This is a genomic window from Cytophaga sp. FL35, assembly GCF_014349235.1.
Lineage (GTDB): Bacteria > Bacteroidota > Bacteroidia > Flavobacteriales > Flavobacteriaceae > Euzebyella.
In genome coordinates this window covers 219155-242985 of the sequence record NZ_JACSOH010000001.1, presented here as the reverse complement: position 1 = coordinate 242985, position 23831 = coordinate 219155, and the positions used below count along the sequence as shown (strand labels likewise).

Below are 23831 nucleotides of genomic sequence, written 5' to 3'. Positions count from 1 at the left end.
CGTTGAGGGGTAGATTACAGCTCTATCCTTGGATTTAGGGGAGTTTGATACGTTTCAATCTAATCGTGTACTTCTAGAAATTAAAGTAACCTGAGTTATTACCGAATTTACAAATGATCATTTGTAGTATGCCAGAATACAATTGTTGCAGAAAGATGAATTGAAAAATGGCAATTGTTTTTTAAAAGGTATGTTCTTGTGTCAGTTTGAAAAAAAAACCATTCAAAATTTGCGAAAACAAAGGTTTGGATAATGGTGTAAACTAAAAAAAGACGGTTCTAATCCGTCTTTTTTATATCCAAACTATAGGTTGAAGTTTACATTTTGCGTAATAGCAGCACCCAATCTTCTTGATTTTTTATAGGCTTTTTGCCTAGGTCAATGATTTGTCCACCCTTCACTTCTCTTATTTTACCTTTAATTAGTTTTCCACCTTTTTTAGGGTTGTACCAAGAGACTTTGAATTGGTTATTGGTATGCGTTAGGTCTATTTCTGCGTTTTCACCACTATTAATGTAAATTACATAGGTTTCGCCCTTTTTAGCAAGACAATAAATTGTATTTTCATCTTTAGGATTACCCACAAGCTCGTTAGAATTGGTCATTTCTTGAAAAGGAATGGAATGTTCTTCAAAAAATTGTAGCGCAATTCGGGCTTGGTTCCAAAATAAATCCCTGCTTCTATAATCTTCACAGGTAAGGTCTGAGTGGGCATGGTCATAACCAAAATACCATTCATTGCCCCAACCACCTGCCATTAAGGTTCCCCAAAGACCGTTTCTCCTGGCCAGATCATGATCGGGGTCTTCGGCGTCCGGAAGAAGTGAATGTTGGGCATCTCCGGGTTCATCTACCGCAACCGCCCATGGGAAACCTGCATTCCTAGAACCTTCCAGCAAGTGCAATACCTCTTTGTGAATGCTTGCGAAATCTTTTCGGTGGGTTTGTACGGAAGGTCCGGTAATTCCGGACTTGGGCCCTAAAAGGTCATCATACTTTATTCCGTTATGTATTACCAAGTGATGGTGGTACGGGTCATTTTCTTTAAAATAATGGGCCATGGCTAAACGTTCCGGTGTACTTTGTGGGGGAGTTCTATGGTTCTTTATCCATTCTCCATTTTCTTCGCATAAATTCCAATTTAAGGCCAAGTGGTGCCCAAACCGCGCGATGAGTTCGCGGTAGTATAATTTGCTATTGGCTCCAACTCCACCATTATCCAAAAGACCTTGGTTCTCTACCTCCAAAGTTTTAAAATGAAGAAACAAACCTAATTTTTGCGCGTGTTCAAAAACAATTTCCCATTGGTCCATTTTAGATACATCAATCCGGTCCCATGTGTCATAATCAATATACGGAAAGACATTTTGATCATCACCTTCAATATTGTTGGTCAAAAAGGAAAAAGCGTTCAGCTCTTTACTGGCCAAGTAATTGAGGGCTCCTATCATGGCTTTTCCTTTTCCGTTTTTCCACTCAGGGTCACCGGTTTTCCAATCCTTTAAGTGGCTGCTCCATGTTTTGACAAGCTCGTCTTTATGACCGTCATTATGAAAAGTACCGTCAAAATCAGCATAGGCAAGGAAATTTTCAGGTGCATCTGCTCCTTGTTTTAAAAAGTACGCTCCTGTTTCGGCAAATCGTAGATAATGTTCCCCTACATATTGAAGTCTACCTTTTCCCCTAAAATCGTCTCCCGTCTTATCGGTAGGCTCTATTTTAAAAGTACCCTTGAAACCATCCATAAACTCTGCACTTTCACCGGTTTCCTTTTTGGAACTTACGGCACTCCATCGGCCTTTTCTAAAATCTACCTCAAAATCCCAGTTTCCGGTTTCGTCCGGGGCAAAATGCACCCGCCATTTATCTCCACTTGTTGAAGAAGTCTCCGCGGCATTACCATCTGCGGCAAAGTAACCGGGAACCAGGTATTTTTTTCCGCTGCCCGAGTGCGTAAACAACACATTGAGCCTATAATTCATAAATGGATTATAGACATCATTTTCAGATGTTTCCGGTCCGTCAAAAGTGAAGGTTATTTTATGCCATTTCTTCAATTCTCCACTGACCGTAGGTTGTTGGGCAAAACCCACTGATAAGATTGGTAAGAGAAGGCAGGTGAGTATACTTTTTAAATAAGCTCGTTTAAAAGTCGGTATTTTAAATCTTTGTATTTGGAGAATCCCTGTAAAAAATAGCTGCATGCAGTTGTTTTGTTGGTTGCGCTACTAAGATATTGGTTATTGACTTTAGATTTACTTGTTTTTCAGCGGTGTTGGTAACTGAGCATTAAAACACTACCACAAATGATTTTGAGGCCTCATAAATGGGTATATAGAAACTTTAAATTGAACTATTCTTTTGTTTGCGGAAATTACCGGGTGAGGCTCCTGTAAACTTTTTAAACGTTCTTGAGAAATAGGATAAATTGCCCATACCAACATTTTGCGCAATTTGGGGAATTGAACTGTCCGTGGTGAGCAATAGGAGTTGGGCTCTCTTAATTCTTTGTTGTTGTATGTATTTGTTTGGACGCATTCCCATTTTCTGTTTGAAACTCTTTGAAAAATGGTCGACGCTTAAATGACAATAATGCGCCAACTCCTCTACGGTAAGATTTTTATCAAGATTTTCTGCTATTTGAATCAAAACTTCGTAAAGGTGGTTTTTGCCCTTAGAGTCTAATTCTACGACGTTTGAAGTTTTGATAAATCTCGAAAGCAATACAGCAAGAATGCCCATGGTTTCTATATAGGAGGATGTGGTCAACTGCTCATTTTTATTTTCAAAATTGAGGAGGGACGTTGCTTCTTCAAAATGTCTTTTGGGGTCACTGTTTGCTATGGAACGATCAGGATGCATTTCAATCAACCTTTCAAAAAGCGCTTGGTCTTCAGGAGTTGCTTTAATTGCATAATCAAAATCTTTGAAATCGTAAATGGATAAGCCAGTTTCTACCTCGTCAAAGAAGCTTACATACAATTGTTCGTGGTAAATTGGGCAGTGGTAATCGTTAAGGACGTTTTTGGGAATCAAATACATGTTTCCTGCCTCCAGATCAATATCTTGACCGGCCTGATACAATTTGGCACTACCCTTGACGATTAGAAACAAACGACTGAAGGGGCTTACCACATCATTAAAGCTCCATTGATGGTCTAGTTTTGCATATCCCGTATGCAATAGGCTGAGCTTTAAAGAGCTTAAAATGTTTTTCATTTGGAATCTACTTTTAGACGTTCACCTTCTCGCTCCTAAATACAACAGGTGTTTTACCGGTATGCTTTTTAAAGGTTTTTGAGAAATAGGATAGACTATCGAACCCTACCTTTTCGGAAATCTGTTTAATGCTGTAATTGGTAGTCAATAATAACATTTGAGAACGCTCAATTCGTTTTCCCTGTATGTATCTATTGGGCCTAATTCCATACCTTTTATAAAATAAACGTGAAAGGTAATCTGCGCTAACATTATATTTTTCGGCAAGTGTTTCTAGACCAATAGGGTTGTGTAGATTTTCTCCTATATAGGTTAATATGCCCTTAAGTCGATGGGCATTTTCTCCGCTGTCCTTTTTATTCCCGCTTTCAACCATAAACCTAGAAAAAAGTATGGATAGTATTCCGTTAGTTTCCAGTTGTTTGGCGGTTTTGTTTGTTAGTTGTGCTTGATGTAAATGTGCTTCAAACCCCAATGGCTTATCATTTTTATAGCCCAGATTCGGATTAAGGCTTAATAAACGGTCAAAATAATTTCGGTCTACTTCCGTCGCCTCGATTTCATAAACGAAGTTTCGCAAATTATAGATGGAAAGTCCTTTTCCTATTTCCTCATAAAAATGAATATAGTACTGCTCATGGTAGAAATCACATTGGTAACGGCTATAGGTGTAACTAGGTATCAAATACATGTAATTCGGTCGCAGATAAAATACTTTATTGTTATGGTGCACTTTGGCGCCTCCGGTTGTGATGTAGTACAACCTTGAAAAGGGACTGTGAATATCGTCATGGTCCCAACCATTATCCAAACGGGCGTATCCCATATTCTGGAGACTAAGTTTTAGTGATTGTAATGATTTCTGCATGGCCACCTAATTTCTAAATAATCGTTTTTTTTATAATTTACTTTTCTATTTATCGTGTAATCAGTGAAAGTGTATAGTGTAAGAATCTGTTGTTTATTGACTTAAGTTGCATGTTGTGGGAGGTTGCGTTTTGCAAATATATAAAATGACGGATTAGTACATATTTATTCCTGATTTGGATAACACTGTAAACTCCTAGAGCATTTACTTTTGAAAAACGCGTAAATGGTCAGGTTAATGGTTGGCGTTCTTAAACGTTTTACCTTCTGGTTTAGACCCTATCACGCGTCTGATTGTCCTTGTTTCTATGGTGGTGTAACCATTTTTGAACATCTGTTGCAGTATACAAACGATTTGTACAGTCCTAAAAATTGTGCTTGAAGTATGTTTAGGGTAACTAAAAGAAAACCAAATGAAACCGGAACAACAAAGCGATAAATTATTAAAAATGTCAAAAACGGACAAAAATCAAAATTACAATGCAAGAAGGGCTTTCCTCTTAAAATCAGGTTTGGCCTTAGGGGCCATAAGCATAGTACCTAGGCATGTTCTCGGTAGGGGATTTTTGGCGCCCAGCGATAAAATAAATGTAGGTTTTATCGGGCTTGGCAAGCAAAGCCGTGGTTTGGCAAAAAATGTCATTAAAAATGATGCGGAAATTATTGCTTGCGCCGATGTTTGGACCACCAAAAACGATTGGTTCAAAAAACATGTGTCGAGCAGTTACGATGAATTAAGTAAAGTGAGCAGACAAAATAGTGTGAATAACTATTTGAATTATAACGAAATGCTATCCGATAGTGCCATAGATGCGGTGGTTATAGCATCTCCGGACCACTGGCATGCAAAGCACGTTTTGGATAGTATTGAAGCAGGAAAGGATGTGTACTGTGAAAAGCCCCTTTCACATAACATTGCGGAAGGTAGGGCTATGGTAAAAGCCGTTCAGGACTCTGGCAAGGTTTTGCAGGTGGGTAGTATGCAACGTTCTTGGGAAACCTTTAGAAAGGCCTGTGAATTGGTTCGAAACGGGTACTTGGGGGATATTGAAAGAGTAGAAGTCAATGTAGGTACCCCGGCCAAAGCATATGATTTAGAGCAAGAAGCGATGCCTTCCGAAGTTAATTGGAACAATTGGTGCGGGCCTGCGCCCTTATTGGCGTACAACCATCGCTTGGCTCCATCGAATAACGACGTTAAGTTTTGGCCAGATTGGCGCTTGTTTGAAGAAACGGGTGGTGGTATTCTTGCCGATTGGGGCGCGCACATGTTCGATATCGTTCAGTGGGCCTTGGGAATGGACCATTCTGGTCCGGTAAAACTGGTACCGCCCAAGGATAAAAATGCGGTGATGGGTCTTAAAATGTATTATGCAAATGGGGTAGAGGTGGAGCATAAAGATTTTGGTCGTGGCTATGGGGTTCGCTTTTTCGGATCCAAAGGGCAGATGGATATCAGTCGTAGTTATTTGGAAACCACACCAGCAAACCTATTGGAAACGAATCTAACTGCTAGCGATACAAGATTGTACAAGTCCGATAATCATATGGGAGATTGGTTAGGTGCCATTAAACAACGGAGCCAACCTATTTGTGATGTGGAAACAGGGCATCGTTCGGCATCCGTTTGCCACTTGGCCAATATAGCTTATAAGCTCGATAGAACGTTGGAATGGAATCCCGAGAAAGAGAAATTCAAGGGTGATTCTGAAGCCAACAAATTACGCTCCAGAAAAGAGCGAAAGTTTTAATTAATGAACACAGAAAATAAATGTGAACTCTAAGGCCTGTTTTAGGAAATAGCTAAACACCGTTTCATTAGAGCATTCACGAATTAGATTTCAAACACTTAAAATCGAATGATAAAAAGATTTTTCATTATTTCAGTTGTATTGGGATTAGCTTCTTGTGGTGGACCCGAATTACCACAAGAGGTAGCGGCAGAATACGAAGCCCTACCGAAAACACTGGACTTTAATCAACATGTAAAGCCGATTTTATCAGACAAATGTTACCTCTGCCATGGGCCTGATGCAGGTAACATTAAAGGTGGACTACAGTTGCACTCGGCCGAAGCGGCCTATGCGGAACTTCCAGAAAACCCGGGAAAGGTGGCTATTAAACCCGGTAATCTCAATAAAAGTGAATTTTTTCACCGCATCATGACCGATGACCCCGAAATGGTGATGCCCGAACCGAGTTCTCACCTGAGTTTGACGGATCATGAAAAAGCGGTATTGATCAAATGGATCGAAGATGGTGCGGAATATAAAGATCACTGGGCTTTCATAAAACCTGAAAATCCCGAGGTGCCAAAAGTCAAAAATGAAGATCAAGTGGCTAACCCCATTGATAATTTTGTGCTGGCACAATTAGAACCGATGGATTTAAAGCTTTCTCAAAAAGCTGACAAAGAAACCTTGTTACGTAGGGCCTCCATTGACTTAACAGGATTGCAGCCTACTTTGGAACAAATAGAGGAGTTTGTAAACGACGATTCGCCCAATGCTTTTGAAAAGCAGGTAGACCGTATGTTGGCCTCTGAAAAATATGGCGAGCAGCGTACATTGGATTGGATGGATTTGGCGCGCTATGCCGATACCCACGGCTACAGTAACGACCGTTTTAGAGAAGTGTCTCCATGGCGCGATTGGGTCATCAAGGCCTTCAATGAAAATATGCCTTACGACCAATTTATTCTTTGGCAATTGGCAGGTGATATGCTTCCGAACGCTACAAGGGCGCAGAAATTGGCGACCACTTTCAATCGTTTGCATCCCCAGAATATGGAGGGTGGAATCATTGATGAAGAATTTAGGGTAGAATATGTGGCCGATCGTTCACACGTGGCCAGTCAAGGGTTTTTAGGGCTTACGATGGAGTGTGCTAAATGTCACGACCATAAATACGACCCCATTTCCCAAAAGAACTATTTTGAAATGTTCAGTTTCTTCAACAATGTAGATGAAACCGGACTTATTTCCTGGGATAGTGCCACGCCCGTTCCGGCGATGATGCTGCCGACCGAAGAACAAGAAAAAGTGTTGGCTTATTTAGAAACCTTGGTGGACGATAAAGAAAAAACGGTAAAAGAAACGGCACTTACCGAAGCAGAAAAAGCAGAGACTTGGTTGAAGGAAGAAAAATATAAAGCAATCCCCACAGCAGCCAAACCTGATAAATTAGTGGCTGCCATGGATTTTAATCAAGGACGATTGGTGAATACCATTGGCGGTAATGGTAAGAACCACATTCGAATGAAGCAACAGTTCGTTGATAATGAAAAACCGGTTTTTACAGACGGTAGCAGTGGAAAAGGGTTGTTGTTGGATGGCGATACGTGGCTTGATTTGGATAAAATAGGTATCTACCAACGAGCGGAAGCATTTTCTATCGGTATCGAGGTTTTTGTTCCGAAAGATCTGGAGAACGGTGTCATTTTCCATAAAATGAACAGTCCTGAACTGCACTGTTTTAGAGGCTATCACCTAAAAATTAAAGACAATAAGCTTGAGGCGCTTCTGGCTCATGTTTGGCCCGACAATGCCTTGGTAGTTGAATCTATAGATGAAATTCCGAAAGAAAAATGGGTGCAATTGACCATGACCTACGATGGCACCAGCCAGGCGGAAGGAGTATCTATCTACATGGATGGAAAAAAACTACAGACCAAAACCTTGTTCGATAACCTCTATAAGGATATTATTTTCAATGGTTTACAGTTGTATGAGAATAGCCCGGTCATTGAACCAGGCCTACGCATCGGTGCCGTATGGAGAGGTAAAGGTATCGGTGGTTCCATTGTGGATAATCTAATGGTGTTCGAAAAGGAGTTGACCCCATTGGAAGTGCTTCAGATTTCTGACGGCAATCAATTGGAAGCTTTAAAACAGAAGTCTTACGTGAGTTTATCGGAATTGGAAAAAGAGGTGCTTAAAAAGTACTTCCTATCCACCAAATCAAAACCCTATCAGAAAGCGCTAGAAGCCTTGGAAAAAGATAGGTTGGTTTTGGTTGATAGTGTCGAACAAGTAAAACAGATCATGGTCATGAAGGAAAGTAAAGAGAAGCGCCAGGCTTATCTACTGGATAGAGGGCAGTATGACCAGCCTACCGATTCTGTTTTCCCGAATACTCCGGAAGAAATTTTTCCCTTCACTGATAAATTTGAAAAGAACCGTATAGGTCTTGCCAAATGGATCACCGATAAGGACAATCCCCTCACGGCAAGGGTTACGGTAAACCGTTACTGGCAGCATTTATTTGGAACGGGAATCGTAAAAACGGCCGAAGATTTCGGAAACCAAGGGGAGCTGCCTTCACATCCAAAATTATTGGATTGGTTGGCCATTAAATTCATAGAGTCTGGTTGGGACGTAAAGGCCCTTCATAAATTGATTGTTTTGTCCAACACCTACCAACAGAGAAGTCTAGCCTCGGAAGAGCTTATGGAAATTGATAGTGAGAACAGACTCTTGGCGAGGGGTCCATCGAAAAGGCTATCGGGTGAAATGCTTCGCGATAATGCGCTGTACGCCTCAGGCCTTTTAAATGAGAAAATCGGTGGTAAGAGTGTACATCCCTATCAGCCACCTGGTCTATGGCGAGTGACCGGTGATGAATATCCGCAAGGGGAAGGAGAGGAACTGTACCGCAGAAGCATGTACACCATTTGGAAACGTGCGGCTCCGCACCCTACCATCGCTACTTTTGATGTGCCTTCCCGTGATCTGTGCACTACCAGGAGGCAAGAGACAAATACTCCTTTACAGGCCTTGGTGCTTTTAAACGACCCTACGTTTATTGAGGCGGCACGGGTACTGGGTAAAAAGATGGTAGCGTATGATAGCGTTTCTGAAGGTATTGCTGCAACCTACAAGAAACTGACCGGTAGGAGCATCAAGCAAGAAGAATTGGCCATTTTAACCGATTTACAGCATTCTGAATTGGAGAAATTCAAGAATAATAATGCCAAGGCCCAAGGTTGGATCAGTATTGGCGAACATAAGATAGACCCTGATGACGATATGGCCTTGGTAGCGGCAAATGCCGTGGTAGCATCGACCATTATAAATTCTGATGCCTTTATAACAAAACGATAAAATAGTTCATTATGTGTGACCATCATGATACATTACGCTCTAACAACCAAGATTTTCAAGAAATTGAAAAGCAGTTGGACCGTAGACATTTTTTAAAGAAAACCTCCTTGGGTATCGGTGCTTTGGCATTGGGCAGTTTGCTCGGTGGAGAAAAGGCATGGGCCAGTGTAGGTAATTCTGGAAAGACGGTGAACAACTTCACCCGAAATAAACTGGGCTTGCCCCACCATCTGCCAAAGGCCAAACGAATTATTTATTTGTTCCAAAGCGGTGGACCTTCGCAATTGGATTTGTTCGATTATAAACCCGGACTGGTGGATATGTTCGGTAAGGATTTACCGGAATCGGTCATCGGTGGTCAACGGCTTACGGGTATGAGCGGTAGCCAATCTACCTTGCCCGTGGCACCTTCTATTTTCAATTTTAAGCAATACGGCGAATCACGAGCTTGGGTAAGCGAGCTGATGCCGCACACCGCCGAAATTGTGGACGACCTGTGCTTTGTAAAATCGATGCAGACCGATCAAATCAATCATACACCTGCCGTAACCTTTATGCAAACAGGGCATCAATTACCGGGCAGGCCTTCCATAGGATCTTGGTTGAGTTATGGTTTGGGGTCTGACAATGAAAACTTACCCACCTTCATTACCCTGATTTCTAAAAACGGAACAGGTCAGCCCCTAAAAGCGGGTTTGTGGGGCAATGGATTTTTGCCAACGGAACACCAAGGGGTACAGTTCCGCTCGGGAAAGGACCCAGTACTGTATTTGAACAATCCGGATAATTACGATGGTAATGACCGCAAAAAAATGTTGGATTATCTTGGGAAGCTCAATTCCATTCAACAAGATGCTTATGGCGACCCCGAAATACAATCCCGTATGGCACAGTACGAGATGGCTTTCCGTATGCAAACATCTATTCCTGAAGTAACCGATACCAAAGACGAGCCAGAGCACATTTTTGATATGTACGGGAAAGACAGTAGAGATCCCGGAACGTATGCGGCCAACTGTTTGATGGCCAGAAAGCTATTGGAAAAGGGAGTGAAATTTGTACAATTGTACCACCAAGGGTGGGACCAACATATTGGTTGTCCGAATGGTGTAAAATTCAAGGCAAAGCAGACCGATCAAGCCACAGCGGCCTTGATCAAAGATTTAAAGCAGCGCGGTATGCTCGAAGATACCCTAGTGGTGTGGGGAGGAGAGTTTGGTAGAACGGTCTATTCACAAGGGCAGTTGACCAAAGAAAACTATGGTAGGGACCACCACCCAAAGGCCTTCACCATGTGGATGGCGGGTGCCGGGATCAAACCCGGGTTCACCTATGGCGAGACCGATGATTTTAGCTACAACGTAACCGAGAATCCGGTGCATGTACATGATTTTCATGCTACTTTATTGCATCTGTTCGGGGTGGACCACGAGCGATTAACCTTCAAACACCAAGGAAGAAGATTTAGATTGACCGATGTCCACGGCCATGTGGTCAAAGATATTTTAACGTAAAAAACCATAAATGTCCACCAGACGAAATTTTATAAAAACCACAGGGTTGGCAGGGTCGGCCCTCGCTACCGCCTCAACGGCTTTCGGAGCCACGGTCATCGGCAGTAAAAAGAATCCTGAGCGTTTGCTGAACGAAACCGATACCATTTTAGGCCATGGCGATTATCGATACAAGCTCATTAAAAATTGGGCGCAAATAAGCTCCACTAGAATTCCGCTGCTCAATTGCCATGAAATGGTCATGGATAGCAAGGGAAGGTTGATCATGGTGGGCGACCATCCGCAGAACAACATTCTTATTTTTGATAAATCGGGTCAGTTGTTGGACTATTGGGGTACGGCCTACCAAGGCGGTCACGGTTTGACCTTGCATGATGAAGGTGGGGAGGATATGCTCTACATTACCGATTCTGGCTGGGCATTGGGCAAGGGCAATCAAATGGTACAACACAACGGGCGCGTGTCAAAAACGACGGTCGATGGCCGTGTCCTGTTCGATATCGGTCACCCCATGACCATAGGAGTTTACGAACCGGAAGAGTCCTTTTGCCCGACCGAAACGGCCATTGGGCCCAACGGTGATATTTACGTGGCCGATGGGTATGGGGAAAGCCGCATCCTTCAGTACGATAGCAACGGAAGATACATCCGCCATTGGGGCGGAAAAGACAATCCGGACCCGAACTATAAATTGGTAAGCGCCCATGGGGTAGCCATTGATTACCGGGAAAAAGGCAACCCCATGGTGGTAGCCACCTCCAGGTCGCAACAATGCTTTAAATATTACACCTTGGATGGTAAGTACGTAAAAACGGTAGAAATGCCCAATATGCAGGTCTGTAGGGCCGTTTTTGACGACAATAACCTCTATGCCGGCGTATGTTGGTCGCAACCCAAAGAAGGGAAGACCAACTGGAAAGACCATACCGGATTTGTGACCATTATGGAAGGGGATAAGGTAGTCTCCAATCCCGGAGGTACTAAACCGGAATATAAAAACGGGATTTTGCAAAAAAGCTATCAATTGGAGGAAAAACCCATCTTGCACGGCCATGATGTATGTGTAGATGAAGATAAAAACCTGTATATCTGCCAATGGAATGCCAACCACTCCGCGCCCTATAAGCTAGAGCGTATCTAACCAAGAAAATAAGCATGCAAGAAGTATCTGATTTTGTGTTGTTCCTAGGCAGGTTTCACCCCTTGGTGGTGCATTTGCCTATCGGATTTTTAATGTTCGCCCTGGTGTTGGAACTAGTAGAAAGGTTCACCAAGAATGCGGCCCTCTCCGCCGCGGTGCCCATAGCCTTGCTGGCAGGTGCGATTAGTGCGGCCCTTGCCTGTATTTTAGGCTATATGCTGTCTTTAAGTGGGGATTACAACGAAGATATGTTGAACGGACATTTTTGGTTCGGAATAGGCACCACCTTGATTGCCTTTTTTGCATGGTTGGTAAAGGCCGATAAACTATCGATCAAACCATTGCAAAAAGCGAAACCCAATATGGCCCTATTGACCGTAATGGTGATTTTGCTCAGTGTCACCGGGCATTACGGCGGAAATTTGACCCATGGGGAAGATTATCTGGTAAAATATGCACCCTTTCGGGAAAAGAAGGAACCCTTGCCCCAATTGGCAAAATTAGAAGACGCCACGGTCTATCCGTATTTGATTCAGCCCGTTTTTGAGGCCAAGTGTACCAGCTGCCACAATGACTCTAAAAAGAAGGGCGGACTGGCCATGCATACGTTTGAGGAACTTCTCAAAGGAGGGGAGAACGGACCCATAGTGATGGCTGGCGACTTGGAACAATCAGAACTGTTCAAAAGGATTACCTTGCCGGAAGACCACGAAGATGTGATGCCTCCTGAGGGAAAAACGCCCCTGACCGAAGAAGAAACCGCCTTGGTAAAATTCTGGATCGAAAGTGCGCAAGGCAATCAAGAGACTACGTTAGGCAGTGTGGAAGTACCGGAAGAGGTACTACAAATAGCAGCAGGGCGATTGGGTTTTGCGGCCGAGGGCAGTGGCGGACATGGAACAAGTGAAAGCTTGCCAACCGCAGCACCTTTGGATGTGGCCCAACTCAACGAATTAAAAACGAAAGGCTTTGGCGTTCGCGAACTGGTAGACGGTTCCGGATTGTTGGAAATAACCTTGGAGGATAATTCCATTACGACCGAAAATCTTAATGAATGGGAAAAGCATTTTATACTGTTGGCTCCCCTACAGAAGCAAATTCTGTGGTTGGATTTAGGGGGGAACACCCTTTCCGAAAAAATGGTACAACAAATAGCACAATTTGAAAACCTCCGGAAATTGGTACTGGATAATACCACCATTACCGATGCCCAAGTGCAACAGCTTTCGGCGCTTCAACAATTGGAATCGTTAAATATCTACAACACCGGGGTGGGGGATGACGTAATTTCCAGTCTCACCCAAATGCCCAATCTCCAAAAAGTATATATGTGGCGCACCAAGATTACGCCCGAAGCAATCAGCAGCTTAGGATCAGAAAGTAAATTGCAGGTGATTACGGGAACGTAGGTTGTTTAGTGATAAGGTTTAAGTTAAAAGTTATAAGAAAAGTTGGATAGGGAGGTACTTAATACCCTACTGCAGTTGGCATTGAAGTCATTGTTACAGGTGGTAATTTGGGTTTACCTTTAAGTGACCGAGCGAAGCGACCGATGAATACCTTTAAAAAACATTAAAAATGTAATGAATTATTGTGCATCATCATCGGTCTAGTATATGTAAAATACCGGGTTTTCCGCATAAACTTTTTGGATTATAACAAACCTTTAATTCATTAATTCTTTCGATTAATCAATATAATCTTAGCGCTATTACTTTTTCTTATAAGTAAAATGTGCGACATCAGTACAATCGGTACAACGCAAGTGGGCAAAAAGCAAAATGGAAATTCCAATACGGCGATATTTGGTTGGTCAAATGCAAATTGTTGAATTGGCAAAGGCGAAGATAAGGTCGCCACTAAAACTATAGTCAATAAAAATACGATTCCTATACTATTCCAAATTTTGAAAAAGTAACGATTTATTTTTCTTGTTACAATTAGTTGATAACCCAAAATTATCAATGCAGAAATTCCTACTACAATGTCAAAATTCCAACCGTAAAAAGTCATTAGTTTCGGAATTTTTTCTTGAAGATAAAGTTGATACAATACTAATTCAACCGGGATTCTTAAAATGTGTATTCCTAACAGAATATTTGGTTTTAGTTTTGCGGTATCAATCCGATTTAGCCCGAAAATAGTCAATAGAACTGTACCGAAAATGACAAGCGGAAATAGTTTCGGATTTTCTTTAAACATTTGATATGATGCCAAGATACCAATCAATAATTGCCAAACCGTAAAAAGCAAAATTAACCTTTTGTTTTTTCCTGTTCCGTAATAGATCAGGAGCAAAGACAAAAAGGTAATGAGTAAAAATATGACTTTCAGCATAGCAAATATTATCTTCCGAACTGTCTTAGATGATGGTCTGTATGTTTGTAAACATATTTGCCGATTTCGTGCTTTGACATTTTTCCGAAGAATGGATGTACAAAATTTGGGTTTGAGAAATTAGTGTAGCTATTGAGCAAGTCAATCCATTTTGCCTTTTCTGTTTCAAAGTCTCCAGTTCCTTTTATTATAAATTCAGGATGTGTAGGCTGGTTTTTCTTCATTGAATTATCGTTTTTCAAGATTCCGTTCAATGCCATTTTGCCGAATAGTTTACCTATAAATAAGCGTTTGTATTGCTTTTTTCCTTGAAACATTTCCTCGCTCAAAGTACAATGTTTCAACATTTGGTAAGCATTCATTTTTCCCCATTGAGCATTGTCGGTTGTTTTCAATTGATCGATTCGGTCTGTCAATCCGTTGATCGTTTTTTCATTGAATATCGTTTCCATAAGTATGATTTTAGAATTCCATAGGTATTAAACTTCTCACTTCAACAGAACCGCCCATTGCAAGAACAGGACAGTTTATGGCCAAATTTTCGGCTTCCTGTATATTTGTGGCTTTTACGACCATATTACCGCTCAAAGTTTGCTTGTCGGAAATGTAAATATTGTTGGAAATCTGCCCTTTTGGATTTATACAACTTCCTTCAAATCCCAATCGTGAAGTATTTACCAGTTTTGCTTGTGATGCAATACTTCCAATGTAGTTTTTCCATTGGTTTTGCATCGTAGCCATTTGTTCGGCTGTCGGTCGTTCGTTGGTCGGGGCCATTCTAAAAAGCAACATAAATTCTTTTAAAGTTTCCATAATTCTTTATTTTTTGATTATGAAAACAAAAGTATTTGATGGTTTTTGCAAAATAGTTGCCCTATGGCAAAAACGATATTTATAACGAAATTTCTTTGCGAATACGACTCAAGGAATATTTTGTAATACCCAAATAAGTGGCGATGTGTTGCAACGAAACATTTTGAACAATGTGTGGTTTTTCTTTTAACAATCGCAAATATCGCTCTTTTGCTTCGTCTGCAATCAACGATACACTTTGGTTTTTCAATGCAAAATAGGAACTTACTAATCGTCTGCGACCTTGTTCTCTAAATGCTTCTATACTATGGAAAAGTTGTTGAAACGTTTCAAAATCAAGTTGCCAACAAACGCAATCCGTTAGTGTTTGAATATTTTCACGGGTCGGGTTTCTAAGGAAAAAAGATGACCAATCGATAACGATGTCGCCTTGACCGTAAAAATTCGTCGTGATGTCGTTGCCCTTGGTATCGTTGACAAACGAACGTACGAACCCACTTTCTAAAAACCAATAATGGTTTTCGGTTTTCCCTTCTTGAAGCAGATAATCATTTTTTGTAAAACTTACCTGTTTAAATTGGGGGATTATCAATTCGAGTTCACTTTGTTTGAAGTCGTTCTGGGAAAAAATTTTTTTTAAAAAGTGTTCTTCTTTCATTCTGTTTTTCGGGGTTCTTCTTAGTTTGCACAAAACGGTCTTGTTAATGAAAAGTAGCGTATTTTACGTATAACTTTAAGAATTAAAACAAACTTTTAATCTATTTATTTTCTTTGGATTAAGTGACCAAACCACTATTATTTTTATGCGGCCAAGGCTAAAAATAGGTGTAAAATCCAGAAATAGTAGCATTCTGGCCAAGCAAAATAGGCCTCGAATTTAATGTAGAGAAAATTCGGTTTTATCATAGTTAATTGTTGTGCGCATTTATTTCTGCATATGCTGCTCGATTATTTAAGTCAATTACATTCATTTGTAATTCATTTATAAGATGTGCATTTACCCTACTGCTTAGTTGATTTCTAGCATCTGTAACTCCATTGTTGTAATTTTTTGCTTCTATTATATGAGCAAAAGGGTTGTTAATATTGATACTAGGGCAAACTACTAATCCATCGAATTCTGCACTTTCTTGATTTTGATTTTCATTAAACAACTTTAAACCTCCAACGAATGCTATGGTTAAGCCAGAATAATTTAAATGCTCAATAAAATCCCTTAATTTTTCTACCTCAAATATTTCGTCATTGTTCAAATATTGTCTAGATGATTCTATGTATTCGTTAATTTGATTTACCATACTAACTCGACCATTAGAAATTAAGATAGCACTTGTTTCACGATTCTTATTACCGAAAATGAATCTTTTACTCCAACCAAAAATTGATTTACAGATAAATGAAAGAAGTAATTCTTCGTTACTTCCATTTGAATTTGCAAACCTTCTTTGTGGCATTGATGATTTTATTGAGATAGACTCTATTATGATTTTTAAAGCAATCTTGAGACTTTGAATATTATCTGAAGTCCTGATGCCAAACGCTATTTTTACTAAATTTTTTCTAGAATTGAAAAGTAGGCCAACTCTAACTCTTGAAACTCCTAACTTTTCTCTAGTTTTTATTTCCCATTTAACTTCATCCTTTATAGATTCTGGTAAATTATTTCTATCTCTGAAACCTATCCTATATTCTTGAATTAATTTCCTTTCCCTATGCCAATCTAATTCTTTGATTTCTTGATACTCAAAGTTTACGTGACAACTTGGACATACAATATGATATATATCTGTTATTCCAGTAATATTTGTACCAATTTCCCTTAATTCTTCTAGTTTTTCTTGTGATGCTCTTGCAGTGTTTATACAAGAATCTGAAGACATATAGACTGAGTTTTGAAGAACTTGTTCTAGGTTATATAGAGCAACTCGGTAAGTTGTATTCTTTATAAATAGAGATTCAATTAAGCTGTCAAAATTCAATAAAATTGAAGATAAATCTAAATTGAATGGAACTGGTGCATATAATGAATCGAGCGTCACAAATGCTATTTGCCTTATACTATCATACAATTTTCTTAATTGTATAATTTGTATGTCACTTTGGTCGTTTGATAAATATGTCCTCAATAAATTAGATGCAAAGTTCACTTTGTCTAGTCCACTCCTTTTGTATCTCTGCAGCTGAAAAAGTGCAACTATAAGGCTGAACTTATAATAGTCATAATTATCTACAATTTGTTTGAATATTTCCCTGTCTAATGGGTCAAGTCCTTTCCTGAAATTAGTGTAGGCATTTTGATTCTCTTTCAAAAAAGTCAACCAAGCACGAGAAGTTGAGAATGTACCTTCTAAATAGCCCATATTCGCAAGTAACACTAAGCATTGTAGCAATTCCCCAGTACTTGGATTATTAGGAAGTTCGTCAATTTTTCCGCAAAAGGTTCTTTCTCCAGATAATCCTAAATCTCCACGTTTATGCTGACATAATTCAGAAATCAATGAAAGTTGTAGAAAAACGTATTCATACCGATTATGATGAGCACCTTGAAAAACATCTCTTAATCTTCCAAGTTGGTTTATTCTCCGTAACCTATTTATGTGTTCATAATTATCAAGAAAGTCATATAGGTTTTGAGTATAGCCAAATAAATTTGCCGTTAAATTCCCAATTCCAGGGACATTATATGTTACTTTTCTTGATGCCAAATACTTTGTTTTTGATTGCCTATAACAATTGAATATCCGTCATTGTACGGATAGTTATTATTATAATGAATCGGATATACCCATCGCAAAACTGCTTGGGTTGGGGGAAGGTTTCTGGCTAAATATAACTAATAATTACTTACGAAAGTGAAAGTAGGGGTTAGTGGTTAGCGGTTAGTAATTTGTATTGAGATGTTAGTGGGATGTTAGTAATTAGTAATGAGATGTTAGGGGTTAGATGTTTGCAATTATCAATAAACAATAAGCAATGGGAGTTGACTTCAAATGATTATCGTTTTACCAACAACCAACAACCAACAACCAACAACCAACAACCAACAACCAACAACCAACGACCAACAACCAACGACCAACAACCAACAACGAACAACGAACAACGAACAACCCTCAACGAGCAAGCTTTCTCCCGTGTTCTTTTCTGTAGACCGTAGGAGTGGTACCGTATTGAGTTTTAAACTTTTTGAAGAAAAACGGTAAGGTTTCGTATCCGCATTTAAAGGCAATGTCCGCCACCGTAAAATCGGTATCCACTAACATTTTGGCGGCCTGGTTAATGCGGTATTCGTTCAGGTAGGTAAAAAAGGAGCGTCCCATCATCTTTTTAAAAAATCTAGAAAACGCCTGTTCAGAAAGATTTACCATACTGGCAACTTCCGCTAACTGCACTTGTTTTTGATAATGGTAGGCCACAAAATCATGAATTTTTGCCATGCGGTCATTATGCTCCCAAGGAAGTTCTTTGGTGAATTTGGCACTTGACAGCTGCGTATAACCGGCACTACTTAGAAAGTGTAACACCTGCAATAATTGCAAATATTGTTGGGTACCTTTTAAATGGGGAAGCTCTTCTATCTGAGGTAAAATTTGCTGGGTATTCTCTTTATGGAATAAAATTCCGTGGCTGGCAGCTTGCAAAAGTTGTTCAATGGGTTGCATTTCTGGAATAGGCGAACAAATGGCAGCGTTCCACTGCACCACAATAGAAGCACTTTTTTGCTGTGCTTGGGCGTGGTTTTTCCAACAATGGGGCAGATTGGCATTTAAGAGTACCAGCTCACCGGCCGTATAATTGCTAACGTGGTCGCCTATGAATTTGGTGCCTTCACTAGAGGTAATATAGGTAAGCTCGCATTGCGGATGTACGTGCCAAGGAGCATCAAAATGGGCTCCCTCATACCTATAAGCTAAAATATTACTGTTTTCCGGAAATGGTATGGCCTCTAACTGGGGTTTCAATTTTAATTTGTTTTCTATTGTGTTCGTAAAAATAGCATATATTCAATTAAACGGACATAATAGATTAGTATTATGCGAGTATCCGTTACTTGTTTTTCCATCCTTTTGTTGATTTTTGTGGGTGTAGGTCCGTGATTTCTAAGGAATCGGCATTCCTACGAACATAGATTGTATAAATCGTTACTAAAATGAGGAATATGGGAGTGAGTGATTTTCCAGATGCGTTTAAGGAAACCAGGGAAGCTAAAGGAGTTTGTCCTTTTAATGACCAAGATGATCCGGTAGCCATGCTTCTTAGGTTCAAGGATGTGCGCAAATCGGCACACGACTACAAATCCTTTATATCCGGGGCGGTACCGGGCCGCATTGTTATCCCGTCCGAAGTTAATATTCGCGATACCCGGCAGATTCCATTTGAGGTGGACCCTCCCGAACATACGGAATATAGGGCCTTGGTAGAGGATTGGTTTAAAAGGCCCTTCGATTCAACCTATGAGGCTGGACTGGAGTCGATCATTCTTTCGGAATTGGAGAAGGTTTTGAAAAAAGGAAGTTGCGAGGCCATTTCAGAGCTCTCTTTGCCCATTCAGTCCCGTGCGTTGACCTTGCTGTTAAATATTCCTTTGAAAGAGGCCGAAACCTGGATTTCTTGGGGTACCCATGTTTTTAGAAGTGAGGACAGCAATTTGGATGCGGACAAGGCGTCTATTTTGTATGATTATATCGATGCTGAAATTGATAGGGTTATCGCTCAACCGGATGATAGCCTGTATTCGGTGTTATTAAATTCCGAATATCAAGGAAGGAAAATGACCAAAGAGGAGGTAAAAGGGGTTTTGGTACTCACATTTGCAGGGGGCAGGGATACCATCATCAACTACCTGACCAATACCATGGCCTATTTGGGCGAGCATCCGGAAGCTATGGACCAATTAAGGAACAACCCCGCTTTGGTAAATACGGCCATTGAGGAATTGGTGCGCTATTTTTCTCCTTTGACCCATATGGGGCGGGTAGTGGCTCAAGAAAAGGAAGTGTGTGGTCATGTAGCAAAGGAAGATACACGAATAAGTCTTTGCTGGGCTTCGGCGAATAGGGACGAAGCGGTTTTTGAAAACCCCAATGACGTTGTCCTAGACCGTAAAATGAATCCCCATGTGGCCTTTGGTTTTGGTACCCATAAGTGTTTGGGGGCTACCCATGCCAGACAATTAATGAAGGTGTTTTTACGAGTGTTTACACAGAAAGTAGGGAAGCTTACCGTGGTGAATGCCGTGGAAAATATAGAAGACTGGGGCGAACACCAACGCAAAGTCGGTTTTGATCGTTTAGAAATTGAATTAAATCCAATAGAATAATGGCAAAAATTACGTACATCACTAAAGAAGGGGAAAGCTTGGTATTTGAGGCATCCTCCGGAAGTTTAATGGAACTCGCGGTGAAGAATAAGGTACCGGGCATTGATGGCGATTGTGGGGGTGTTTGCTCCTGTGCCACTTGCCATGTACATGTGGCTCCAGCGTATTATGAAAAGCTGGAAGCACCTTCAGAAATTGAAGCGGATATGTTGGAGTTTGATGACAATGTAAACGAGTACAGCCGTTTGTGTTGCCAGATTCCGGTATCAGATGCCGTAGATGGTATCACTGTAGAGGTGGCCAATTAAATGCAACTGCCTGCCAAAAATAAGACTTGTGTCATTGTAGGTGCCAGTCACGCTGGGGCCAACTGCGCTATGGAATTACGCAAACAAGGTTGGGAAGGGGCCATTGTTTTAATGGATGCGGATGAAAACCTGCCTTACCATAGACCTCCCTTATCCAAAGCGTATTTGTCTTTAGCCGAAGGGGGCGAGTTGAACCCCTTGTTTGCTGCAGAGCGTTACGAGGAAGAAAACATTACCCTTGCGTTAGGGATAACCGTTACCGGTGCAGATGCGACTACCAAAACCTTGGAACTAAGTAACGGCACCAGTTTAAAGTACGATGCTTTGGTTCTAGCCACAGGAGCATCGGCCTTTGTGCCGCCCATTACCGGTATTTCCAATTCCAAAAACGTTCAGGTATTACGCAGTTCCAAAGATGCCTTGGCCATACAGGCAGGCTTTAAAAATGCCAAGAACAAAAATGTGGTGGTCATTGGCGGCGGCTATATTGGTCTGGAAACGGCTGCCTCACTTCAAAAATTAGGTGGACAGGTAACGATATTGGAGCGGGAGGAGCGAATTTTGACCCGTGTAGCACCCATGGAACTCGCCCACTTTTTTCAAGAACTGCATTCAAAGAATGGGGTTACCGTTAAAACAGCAGTATCGGCAAAAAAAATAACTCAAACCGAAGCTGGTTTGTTGGTTTTGGGAACGGATGAAAACGTTTATGAGGCAGATTTGGTCTTGATAGGGGTTGGAGTACGGCCCAATGTGGCTTTAGCGGAGCAATTGGGAGTAGCATTGGAAAACGGGATTAAGGTGAACGAACATTTACAGACATCCGTACCTCAGATATATGCCATAGGCGATGTGGCCCAGTTTCATCACCCTACTTATAATAGATGGATGCGATTGGAAAGCGTTCAAAATGCGGTGGACCAAGCAAAAGTGGTTGCAGCAAACATCACAGGTATACCAACCACTTACAACGCTTTACCTTGGTTTTGGTCAGACCAATTCCACATTAAATTACAAATGGTGGGCTTGTCCCACGGCTATACCGACCTGGTAATTAGGACAGAACAGGAGAAAGAGGATTGTTTTTCTATCTGGTATTTTAAAGACGATTCCCTACTTGCGGTAGATGCTGTAAATAATGGAAAAGCGTTTGTGCTTGGAACAAAATTTATTAAAAACAATACAGTGGTCGACAAGGAAAAATTGGCAGATGCTAGTATTCCTTTTAAACCGAATATCTTAATAAAATCAACAACGAATGTCGATAAAAGCTAAAACTGCCGTAGCCACGGGCGATGGTCAGTTTAAAATTACCACGGTCACCTTGGCGGCGCCCCAAAAGGACGAAGTACTGGTTAAAATGAAGGCTGCCGGGCTCTGCCATACCGATTACGATTCTCTTTCTTGGGGCAAGCCCGTTGTGATGGGGCATGAAGGTGCCGGTGTTGTGGCTTCCGTTGGCGATGCTGTGGAGGACTTTGCGGAAGGTGACCAAGTTATCCTTAATTGGGCCACTCCATGTATGTATTGTTTTCAGTGCCAAGAAGGAAATCAGCATATCTGCGAGAACAACTCGCCCGTAGTGGCAGGAGGTAACGGTCACACCCCTGGCCATGCCCATTTAGAAGGTACCCAATGGCGTGGTGAAGCTATCGAACGGTCCTTTAACTTGGGAACGTTGAGTGAATACGCCCTGGTAAAAGCCTCGGCTCTGGTCAAGGTTTCCGAGGAGCATTTAAACTTCTCCGCAGCTGCTATTATAAGTTGTGGGGTGATGACGGGCTACGGTTCCGTGGTGAATGCCGCAAAAGTCGTATCTGGAAGTACAGCAGTGGTCTTGGGATGTGGTGGGGTAGGACTCAACGTTATCAACGCCTGTGCCATTTCTGGGGCTCAACGGATAATCGCCATCGACATCAATACCCATAAACTGGAATTGGCCAAGCAGTTTGGCGCAACGGACGTCATCTTCACAGATAAAGATGATACTGGCTTAAACAATGCAGCTAAGGAAGTAAAAGAACTCTTGGGCGGCAGATTGGCAGATTATGCTTTTGAATGCACGGCCATTCCGGCCTTGGGAGCAGCACCACTAGCGATGGTAAGAAATGCCGGTACGGCGGTACAGGTTAGCGGAATTGAAGAAGAAATTACCATAGATATGCGGTTGTTTGAATGGGATAAGATTTACATCAATCCGCTGTACGGAAAATGCCGACCACAAATTGATTTCCCGAAATTAATGGGTTTGTACAAGAAGGGCGATTTGTTATTGGACCAAATGATTACCAAGGAATACCGATTGGACCAACTGGAGGAGGCTTTTGATGATATGTTGCAGGGGAAAAATGCCAAGGGAGTGATTGTTTTTGATTGAAACTAAAAAAATATGCAAGGTTCCTTTAGAACAATAGAATTGTCCGATGCTCCCTATGAGTTTGATGGATTGCGTTTTTTAACCGTGAAAACCCCCAATTTAAAGGGTAGGGGAGATATTTGTTTGTATGTGCCAAAAACCGAAGAACCCATAACGGATTTGCCCATTTATATCCTCTTGCACGGGGTGTATGGAAGTGCATGGGTATGGGCTCTTAAAGGCGGAGCACATAAATCTGCAGCGGAAATGATGCAACAAAAAAAGATGAAACCCGCCATTATTGCGATGCCTTCGGATGGATTGTGGGGCGATGGCTCTGCCTACATTGCGCATCACAAGAAAGATTTTGCACGTTGGATTGTTGAAGACGTACCCCTGGCCATCAAAGAAAATATTCCTGAGGCGAGTGCCAAAAGCAAGCTATGTATTGGAGGCTTGTCCATGGGAGGGTATGGCGCTTTGTGGTTGGGTAGTACCTATCCAGAGAAATTCAGTGCTATTTCAGCGCATAGTGCTATTACGTGTTTAGAGGAAATGAAGCTGTTTGTAGAAGAACCTTTATCGGATTACACTCAAGAAGCACAGACGCCAAATGTAATCGATTTGATAAAGACTCATCCAACTAAAATGCCACCGCTTCGTTTTGATTGTGGTGTAGATGATGAATTGCTAGCTGGTAACCGATTATTGCATCAGCAACTACAAGAATTTGATTTTACGCATACCTACGAAGAGTTTCCAGGCGGTCACCAATGGGAATATTGGCAGACCCATGTACGGAAAACGTATCAATTTTTTGATGCCGCTACTTCCTAATCGGAGTTGTTTCCACC

The 23831-nt window shown here is 41.3% G+C and carries 19 protein-coding genes; 10 read left to right on the top strand and 9 right to left on the bottom strand.

The features are described 5' to 3' along the window. Positions 1–317 precede the first annotated feature (317 nt). The 3 genes from BIZ36_RS01035 to BIZ36_RS01025 all read right to left on the bottom strand — a co-directional run bounded on the left by BIZ36_RS01035 (position 318) and on the right by BIZ36_RS01025 (position 4087). On the bottom strand, positions 318–2204 hold the full coding sequence (locus BIZ36_RS01035; protein ID WP_187455990.1) for a DUF5060 domain-containing protein: 1887 nt from the start codon (positions 2202–2204) through the stop codon (positions 318–320). Positions 2205–2343: 139 nt separating this feature from the next. Then, complete coding sequence (locus BIZ36_RS01030) at positions 2344–3219, bottom strand: AraC family transcriptional regulator (protein WP_187455989.1); 876 nt, start codon at positions 3217–3219, stop codon at positions 2344–2346. Positions 3220–3232: 13 nt separating this feature from the next. Beyond that, a complete protein-coding gene (locus tag BIZ36_RS01025; RefSeq protein ID WP_187455988.1) occupies positions 3233–4087 on the bottom strand; it encodes a helix-turn-helix transcriptional regulator in 855 nt (284 codons plus the stop codon). A gap of 412 nt (positions 4088–4499) precedes the next feature. On the opposite strand from BIZ36_RS01025, the gene BIZ36_RS01020 reads away from it, so the two are divergent. From BIZ36_RS01020 to BIZ36_RS01000, 5 genes are all read left to right on the top strand, one after another. Then, complete coding sequence (locus BIZ36_RS01020; protein WP_222937123.1) at positions 4500–5837, top strand: Gfo/Idh/MocA family protein; 1338 nt, start codon at positions 4500–4502, stop codon at positions 5835–5837. A gap of 108 nt (positions 5838–5945) precedes the next feature. Further along, on the top strand, positions 5946–9188 hold the full coding sequence (locus tag BIZ36_RS01015) for a DUF1553 domain-containing protein (RefSeq protein WP_187455987.1): 3243 nt from the start codon (positions 5946–5948) through the stop codon (positions 9186–9188). Between the two features lie 11 nt (positions 9189–9199). Continuing rightward, a complete protein-coding gene (locus BIZ36_RS01010) occupies positions 9200–10702 on the top strand; it encodes a DUF1501 domain-containing protein (RefSeq protein ID WP_187455986.1) in 1503 nt (500 codons plus the stop codon). 10 nt (positions 10703–10712) lie between these two features. Then, positions 10713–11843 (top strand): twin-arginine translocation signal domain-containing protein, encoded by a 1131-nt coding sequence (locus BIZ36_RS01005; protein WP_187455985.1) that lies wholly within the window; start codon positions 10713–10715, stop codon positions 11841–11843. Positions 11844–11857: 14 nt separating this feature from the next. Then, positions 11858–13252 carry a c-type cytochrome domain-containing protein gene (locus BIZ36_RS01000; RefSeq protein WP_187455984.1) on the top strand — a complete coding sequence of 465 codons (1395 nt, stop codon included), beginning with the start codon at positions 11858–11860 and terminating at the stop codon, positions 13250–13252. Positions 13253–13517: 265 nt separating this feature from the next. Here BIZ36_RS01000 and BIZ36_RS00995 read toward each other — a convergent pair whose 3' ends face one another. From BIZ36_RS00995 to BIZ36_RS00970, 6 genes are all read right to left on the bottom strand, one after another. Continuing rightward, positions 13518–14180 (bottom strand): DUF8737 domain-containing protein, encoded by a 663-nt coding sequence (locus BIZ36_RS00995; protein WP_187455983.1) that lies wholly within the window; start codon positions 14178–14180, stop codon positions 13518–13520. An 8-nt stretch (positions 14181–14188) separates the two neighbouring features. After that, entirely contained in the window at positions 14189–14632 is a 444-nt protein-coding gene (locus BIZ36_RS00990) for a DUF1569 domain-containing protein (RefSeq protein WP_187455982.1), read from the bottom strand. 10 nt (positions 14633–14642) lie between these two features. Beyond that, positions 14643–14993: a YciI family protein gene (locus BIZ36_RS00985; protein ID WP_286174501.1), complete on the bottom strand. Its 351-nt coding sequence runs from the start codon at positions 14991–14993 to the stop codon at positions 14643–14645. A 79-nt stretch (positions 14994–15072) separates the two neighbouring features. Continuing rightward, on the bottom strand, positions 15073–15651 hold the full coding sequence (locus tag BIZ36_RS00980) for a Crp/Fnr family transcriptional regulator (protein ID WP_187455981.1): 579 nt from the start codon (positions 15649–15651) through the stop codon (positions 15073–15075). 250 nt (positions 15652–15901) lie between these two features. Continuing rightward, positions 15902–17698, bottom strand: coding sequence for a hypothetical protein (locus BIZ36_RS00975; protein WP_187455980.1), 1797 nt, complete (start codon positions 17696–17698; stop codon positions 15902–15904). Positions 17699–18106: 408 nt separating this feature from the next. Continuing rightward, positions 18107–18955, bottom strand: a complete 849-nt coding sequence (locus BIZ36_RS00970) for an AraC family transcriptional regulator (RefSeq protein WP_187455979.1) — start codon at positions 18953–18955, stop codon at positions 18107–18109. A 188-nt stretch (positions 18956–19143) separates the two neighbouring features. Here BIZ36_RS00970 and BIZ36_RS00965 point away from each other — a divergent pair, with 188 nt between their 5' ends. Genes BIZ36_RS00965 through BIZ36_RS00945 form a run of 5 tightly spaced genes read left to right on the top strand, consistent with a single transcriptional unit; the run spans position 19144 to position 23814 of the window. Continuing rightward, positions 19144–20313 carry a cytochrome P450 gene (locus BIZ36_RS00965; RefSeq protein WP_286174500.1) on the top strand — a complete coding sequence of 390 codons (1170 nt, stop codon included), beginning with the start codon at positions 19144–19146 and terminating at the stop codon, positions 20311–20313. Beyond that, entirely contained in the window at positions 20313–20621 is a 309-nt protein-coding gene (locus BIZ36_RS00960; protein ID WP_187455978.1) for a 2Fe-2S iron-sulfur cluster-binding protein, read from the top strand. Before BIZ36_RS00965 ends, BIZ36_RS00960 begins: the two co-directional genes overlap by 1 nt. Continuing rightward, the gene (locus BIZ36_RS00955) at positions 20622–21896 is read left to right on the top strand and encodes an NAD(P)/FAD-dependent oxidoreductase (RefSeq protein ID WP_187455977.1); all 1275 of its coding nucleotides are present in this window, start codon (positions 20622–20624) and stop codon (positions 21894–21896) included. Beyond that, positions 21880–22998: a Zn-dependent alcohol dehydrogenase gene (locus BIZ36_RS00950; RefSeq protein WP_187455976.1), complete on the top strand. Its 1119-nt coding sequence runs from the start codon at positions 21880–21882 to the stop codon at positions 22996–22998. Before BIZ36_RS00955 ends, BIZ36_RS00950 begins: the two co-directional genes overlap by 17 nt. A gap of 12 nt (positions 22999–23010) precedes the next feature. Then, entirely contained in the window at positions 23011–23814 is an 804-nt protein-coding gene (locus BIZ36_RS00945; RefSeq protein WP_187455975.1) for an alpha/beta hydrolase, read from the top strand. Positions 23815–23831: the final 17 nt, after the last annotated feature.